The organism is Streptomyces sp. P5F9 (assembly GCF_057961495.1).
The window spans coordinates 1-6753 of sequence record NZ_JBXVPZ010000498.1 but is presented as its reverse complement, the minus strand read 5'-3'; the positions used below and the strand labels follow the sequence as shown (position 1 = coordinate 6753).

Sequence of the window (6753 nt, the reverse complement as noted above, 5' to 3'; positions counted from 1 at the left end):
AAGAGACAGCGCACCCACCCCCGCGACGACTGCGACGCGCGCGGCTGGGCGCCCTCGGCCGGCCGGATCGACCCGACCGACACGTACCACCCCTACGTCGGCAACGGTTACCTCGGCACCCGTGTCCCGCCCGCCGGCGCGGGGTACGCCGCGTCCGGTGAGAAGACCGGCTGGCCGCTGTACACCCCGCGTTACGACGGCGCGTTCGTCTCCGGCCTCTATGCGCGGGGGCCCGCGAACACGGCCGGCCGCGAGGCCCTCGCCGCGCTCCCGAACTGGACCGGCCTCGATGTCACGGCGGGCGCCGAGACCTACGGCGGTGGGAGCGGCGGCCGGGTCAGCCACTACCGGCAAACCCTCAGCCTCCGCTGCGGGTACGTCCGTACGTCCCTCACCTGGACCACCACGGACGGCCGCCGCACCGACCTCGTCTACGCCGTCCTCGCCGCCCGCGACTCCCCGCACACCGGCGCCGTACACCTGCGCGTGACCCCGCACTGGGACGGCGAACTCACCCTCACCGACCGCCTCGACGGCCGCGGCGCCCGCCGTGTCACGCAGACCGACGGCGGGCACGTGGGCGAACACACCATCGGCGTGGCGTTCCGCACGGACGGGACGGGTGTCGACGGGGCCGTCGCGTCCGTGCTGGATGCGCCCGGACGGCCCCAACACGCCCCCGAACCGGGGAAGTTGAGCGCCCGCCAGTCCGCCATCCTCCCCGTCCGCTCCGGGCGTAGCTACACCGCCACCAAGTACGTCGGTGTCGACACCGCCCTCACCTCCCGCGACCCCCGTTCCGCCGCCCAGGACGCCGCCGGGGAGGCCGCGCGGCGGGGGTGGGACGCACTGCTCGCCTCGCACAGTGCCGCCTGGCGGGCGTTGTGGGCGTCGGACATCGAGGTTCCGGGGCATCCGGATCTCCAACTCTGGGTCCGTTCCGCCCAGTACGGGCTGCTGTCCGCGCTGCGCCCCGGCGCCCGGAACAGCATCGCGCCCGCCGGTCTGACCAGCGACAACTACGCCGGCATGGTCTTCTGGGACGCCGAGACCTGGATGTTCCCCGCGCTGCTCGCCACCCACCCGGACCTCGCCCTCCCGGTCCTCGAATACCGGTATCGCACCCGCGCGGCCGCCGCCGAGAACGCCGCGAAGACCGCGGTGAAGGGCCTGTTCTTCCCCTGGACGAGCGCGAGTCACGGCCGCCTGTGGAACGAGTGCCAGAGCTGGCAGCCGCCGCACTGCGTCACCCAGAACCACCTCCAGGGCGACATCGCCCTCGCCGCCTGGCAGTACTACCTCGCCACCGGCGACCGCGCCTGGCTCCGCACCCGCGGCCGGCCCCTCCTCAACGGCCTTGCCCAGTACTGGACTTCGCGGGCCACGAAGAACCCGGACGGCTCGTACTCCGTCAAGGAGGTCGCCGGACCCGACGAGTACAGCAACGGCGTCAACGACGGCGTCTACACCAACGCCGTCGCCGCCACCGCGCTGCGCGCCGCGACCGACGCGGCCCACGCCCTGGGCACGCCCGCCCCCGCCGACTGGCTCACCGTCGCGAACGGCCTGCGCATCCCCTACGACCCGAAGCGCAAGATCTTCCTCCAGTACGACGGCTACGGCGGCTCCCAGATCAAGCAGGCCGACACCGTGCTGCTGATCTACCCGCTGGAGTGGCCCATGCCGGCCGGTGCCGCGGCCGCCACCCTCGACTACTACGCCCGGCGCACCGACCCGGACGGCCCCGCCATGACCGACGCCGTCCACGCGATCGACGCGGCGGCGATCGGCGAGCCGGGCTGCGCCGCGTACACCTTCCTGCGGCGGGCCTACCAGCCCTTCGCCCGCGGCCCGTTCGCCCTCTTCTCCGAGTCGCGCGGCGACAAGGCCGGCGCGTCCGACCCCCTCGCGGGCTCCCCCGCCCAGGACTTCCTCACCGGCAAGGGCGGCTTCCTCCAGGTCTTCACCCACGGCCTCACCGGCCTGCGCCTGCGCCCCGACACCCTCCACCTCGACCCGACCCTGCCGCCCCAACTCCCGGACGGCGTACGCCTGTCGGGGCTGCGCTGGCGCGGTCGTACATACGACATCGCGATCGGCCCGGAGACGACGACGGTACGGCTGCGGACCGGCGCGCCCTTCTCCCTGGACACCCCCGAGGGGCGCCGCACCCTCTCCGGCACGGTCACCCTGAAGACCCGGCGCCCGGACCTCACCCCCACCACCGACCTGGCCCGCTGCCGCCCGGCGACGGCCACCTCCTCGGTCTCCGGCCTCTACCCGGAGGCGGCCGTGGACGGCAGCCCCGCGACCGCCTGGTCACCGGACGCCGAGCGTGCCTCCCTCACGGTCGACCTGGGGCGGACGGTGCGCGTGGGGACGGTTCGGCCCACGTGGACCAAGCAGCCGGGGTCGTACACGGTCGAGGTCTCTGCGGACGGGCACGCGTGGCACGCTCCGGACGGAACGGCCGCCCGGTATGTCCGCGTCACCGTGCGGAGTGGCGGCAAGGGTGCCGCTCTCGCCGAACTCGACGTGCGCTCGTGACGGCCGAACACCCGGCCGAACACCCCTGCGGGCACGGTCAGTTGGTGGCCTCAGCCGCCAATCGCTGTTGCTCCTCCTCCACGATGCGGCGGGCCAGCGTGGCGTCGGAGATGTCGATCGCGTCCGGGGTGGCGTCCGCCAGGGCGCTGCGCCGGGCGAAGGCGTCGAAGAGGCGGTCCTTGTTCTTGAGGATGGTCAGGAGCCGGTCGTCCACGCTGTCGGTGGCGAGCATGCGGTGCACCTGGACCGTGCGTATCTGGCCCATGCGGTGGACGCGGGCCACGGCCTGGTGCTCCACCGTCGGTTTGACCTGGGGTTCGCAGAGGATGACCAGGGAGGCGGCCTGGAGGTTGAGGCCGACCCCGCCCGCCTCGATCTGGGAGAGCAGGACTGCGTGGCCGGGGGCCTGGGTGAAGTCGTCGACGAGCTGTTGCCGGCGGGCCGCCGGGACGCTTCCGGAGATGGGCCCGAACACCCCCTTCTCCAGGGCCTGTTCCACCGCGGCGAGCACGTCCCGGAAGTAGGAGAAGACCACCACCTTCACGCCGTTGTCCGCGGCCTCGGCGACCAGCTCCCGCAGGCGTTGCAGCTTCGCGGACTTCTCGGTGTCGGCGTAGGCGGCCCGGCGCATCGCCATGAAGTTGCCGTCGCCGACCGCGCGGCCGTACGCATCGCGGTCGGCGACGCCGAGTTCGACCCACTCGTCGACCTGGACCAGGGCGGGCAGTTCGGTGAGTACGTCCTCCTGGTTGCGGCGCAGATAGGCGGGGGCGACGGACTTGCGGAAGGCGTGCGGTCCGGCCGCCGCGGTGCCGTTGCGGACGGTCGGCAGGAGGTCGGGGCGGAGGTGGCGGACGAGGGTGCGGAACTCCTCGACGTGGTTCTCCATGGGCGTGCCGGTGAGGAACAGGACGCGGTCGCAGCGCTCGGTCCACAGGGCGACCGACTTGGTGCGGCGGGTGTCCGGGTTCTTCACGTAGTGGGCCTCGTCCACGACGAGCATGCTCGGGGTGGGGCCGGCCGGTGCCTCGGCCTTCGGCCTCCTGCCCTTCGGTGACTTGTCGGCCGGCGTCGGCAAGGTGTGCAGTGTGTCGAACGTCGTGATCGCGACCCCGCCGCGCTCACCCCACTCCGCATAGGCCTCGTGCCGGTCCGGGCCGTGCACGGGCAGCGCGCGCAGGGTGCTGCGGGCGCCGATCTCACGGCTCCAGTTGATCAGCACGCTGGCCGGGCAGACCACCAGGAAGTGGCTCTGTCCCTCGGCCGCGAGATGGGCCAGCGCGGCGATGGCCTGGACGGTCTTGCCGAGCCCCATCTCATCCCCGAGGACGACCCGGCGTTGGGCAAGGGCGAAGCGGGCGCCGAAGGACTGGTATCCGCGCAGGGAGACCCGGCGGTGGGTGTCGTCCAGCGGCTGGGCGTGCACCCGCTCGGCCAGCTCCGCCGGCAGGAAACCCTCGCTCGCCGCGAGGTCCGGCTGCTGCCCGTCGACCTCGGCGAGCTGGCTGTAGTACTCGGCGGACCGCAGCTCGAAGTCGACCCACGCCTCGATGTCGGAGACCGGCGGGCGCAACAGGTCCGTGGAGGCCTGCGCGATCAGCAGCCGTACGTCCCTGGCGGCCGGGTCGGCCACCAGCTCATGCAGTTCGGCGACCGCGGCGAGCGCGCCGTCCCGCCGCTTGCGTCCCGCGAGTGCCATCAGCAGCCTGCTGCTGGCGGGCCGGGCCACGGGCAGCAGCGCGCCGAGCCGCTCGTCGAGCCGTGCAGCGGCGTCCCGGGCGCGGCGCAGCTCGGGTCCGGCCTCGACGAGCCGTTGCAGGGCGATGACCAGGGCCGTGGTGCGGGGCTCGGGGTGGTCGACGTCGATGCGGACGGACACGGTTTCCGCGACGGCCCGCGCGATCTGCCGGGCCGCCGCGAGGGCCCGGTCTGCGGTCTGCTGTCCTACGCCGGGCAGTTGCCGCAGCTCGTACCGGCTCGCCTCGTGCACCGCGCGCACGGAGGCCAGTCCCGCCGCTTCCACCGCCCCGAGCCGCAGCCGCCCTTCGGTGACGTCCTTCAGGCGGGCGACCGGGATGGACTCCAGCTCCTGCGCGACGAGTTCGGCCCGCAGCGGCTCCAGCGCGGAGCGGACGGTGTCGAGCGCGCGGGCGTGGTCCTCACGCAGGGCGCGCGCCACGTCGTACAACCGCGTGCCCCGTGCGCACAGCTCCCTGGCCCGCCGTCCGGCCCGCGGAAACTCGCCCTCCATGTCACCCCCCGCTCCCCATGCGTCTCGCTGTGCACCCATCGTGGCACGCAGCACTGACAACGGGAGCGGGCCCGGCTTCCCAGCCCTCCGTCACGCGTCGAACCCCGTCGCCCGGGTCCGCTTCTCCCACGCCGCGATGTCGCCGCGCACCTGCTCCAGGTGCCCGAGCACGGCGTCGACCGCGTCGTCACCCAGCGGCAGGTGCAGCGGGGTGTCCTCGGCGTCGAGGGCGGCGAGGATGAGGGCCGCCGCCTTCGCGGGGTCGCCGGCCTGGGTGCCGCCGCCGCCGGAGACGAAGCCGCGGGTCACGCTCACCTTGGAGTACAGCCCGCTGTCGGCGCTGACCCCGGCCCGGCTCGTGTCGAAGAGGGCGGTCCGGAAGCCGCCCGGCTCGACGATCAGCACCTTGATGCCGTACTCGGCGACCTCGTCCGCGAGTGCCTCGGAGAGTCCCTCCAGGGCGAACTTCGTTCCGCTGTACGCCGAGAAGCCCGCGAAGGACATCTGCCCGCCCATGCTGCTCATCTGCACGATCGCCCCGGACCGCCGCTCCCGCATGGACGGCAGCACCGCGCGCGTGAGGGCCGCGGGCCCGAAGACATGCAGGTCGAACAGGTCCCGCAGTTCCTGCTCGGTGGTCTCCTCGAAGGCACCGACGTGCGTACGGCCCGCGTTGTTGACGAGGACGTCGATCCGCCCGTGCCGCGCCACCACGTCCCGTACGGCGGCCTCGGCGGCCCCCGTGTCGGTGACGTCCAGGCGCAACGCCTCCATCTGGTCGGGCCGCGCGGCCACCAGGTCGTCCAGTCCCTCGGTCCGCCGGGCCGCACCGACCACCACGTCACCGGCCGCGAGCGCCGCCTCGACGATCGCCCGCCCGAACCCGCTGCTCGCACCGGTGACCAGCCATACCTTGTTCATGACGTCTCCCCTTGAGATCCCGAATCCCTGTTGCCCAACTGCCGACCAGCGTGCTCCCGCCCCCGATCCGCCGTCCAAGACCTACGCTGATAACCAATGGCTATGACGACGGACGTCCACGTACGGGACCTGCGCTACTTCGTCGCGGTCGCCGAGGAGCTCCACTTCACGCGCGCGGCCGAGAGGCTGTACGTCTCGCAGCCCGCCCTGAGCAAGCAGATCCGGGCGCTGGAACGGCAGTTGGGCGCCGAGTTGTTCCGGCGTGACCGGCAGGGCGTGGCGCTCACGGCCGCCGGTGCGGCTCTACTGCCGTACGCCGAGCGGGTGTTGGCGGTCTGGGCGGAGGGCGCGGCCGCGCTGGCGGAGGTGAGCGCGGCCGAGCGCAGCACCCTGGTGGTCGGCATGAGCACCAGCCCCGGCCGGGGCGGCCTGCTGCCCGCGATCCGCTCCCGCTTCACGGCCGCGCGTCCGGAGGCCACCGTACGGCTGCGGCAGGTGAGTTGGGACGATCCGACGGCCGGTCTCGCGGGCGGCGACGCGGACGTGGCGTTCGTCTGGCTGCCGCTGCCCGACGCGGAGCGCTACGACTGGACGGTCGTGGCGGAGGAACCCCGCCTGGTCGCGCTCCCGGAGAGCCACCCGCTGGCCGCTCGCGCCGAGGTCGACTTCGCGGATCTCGTCGACGAGCCGTTCCTCGCCCTGCCGTCCGACGCGGGTCCCCTGCGTGACCATTGGCTTGCCCTCGACGAGCGCGGTGGCCGACTGCCGCGCATCGGCGCGGAGATCGCGAGCACGGAGGAGACGTACGAGGCGCTGGTCGCCGGTCTCGGTGTCTGTCTGGTGGCCACGGGCAATGCCCACCTGATCACCCTCGGCGGTGTCATCACCCGCCCGGTGCACGGTATTTCGCCCAGCCGCTACGCCCTGGCCTGGCGGCGGGAGGACGGCGGACGGCCGCTGGTCCGGGCGTACGCGGAGGCGTGCCGCCTGGGGGCGGGGCGCTGATCGAACGCGTCTGCGACACGGTTACGATG

4 protein-coding genes are annotated in these 6753 nt (G+C 73.3%); 2 read left to right on the top strand and 2 right to left on the bottom strand.

The genetic code is table 11. The features are described 5' to 3' along the window. The first annotated feature begins 66 nt into the window (after window positions 1-66). Entirely contained in the window at window positions 67-2547 is a 2481-nt protein-coding gene (locus tag AC31A1_RS43660) for a discoidin domain-containing protein (RefSeq protein ID WP_489658631.1), read from the top strand. A 37-nt stretch (window positions 2548-2584) separates the two neighbouring features. Here AC31A1_RS43660 and AC31A1_RS43655 read toward each other — a convergent pair whose 3' ends face one another. Then, a complete protein-coding gene (locus AC31A1_RS43655) occupies window positions 2585-4798 on the bottom strand; it encodes a DEAD/DEAH box helicase (RefSeq protein WP_489658630.1) in 2214 nt (737 codons plus the stop codon). Between the two features lie 90 nt (window positions 4799-4888). Next, complete coding sequence (locus AC31A1_RS43650; RefSeq protein WP_489658629.1) at window positions 4889-5719, bottom strand: oxidoreductase; 831 nt, start codon at window positions 5717-5719, stop codon at window positions 4889-4891. A gap of 96 nt (window positions 5720-5815) precedes the next feature. Here AC31A1_RS43650 and AC31A1_RS43645 point away from each other — a divergent pair, with 96 nt between their 5' ends. Then, window positions 5816-6724, top strand: a complete 909-nt coding sequence (locus AC31A1_RS43645; protein ID WP_489658628.1) for a LysR family transcriptional regulator — start codon at window positions 5816-5818, stop codon at window positions 6722-6724. Window positions 6725-6753 lie beyond the last annotated feature (29 nt).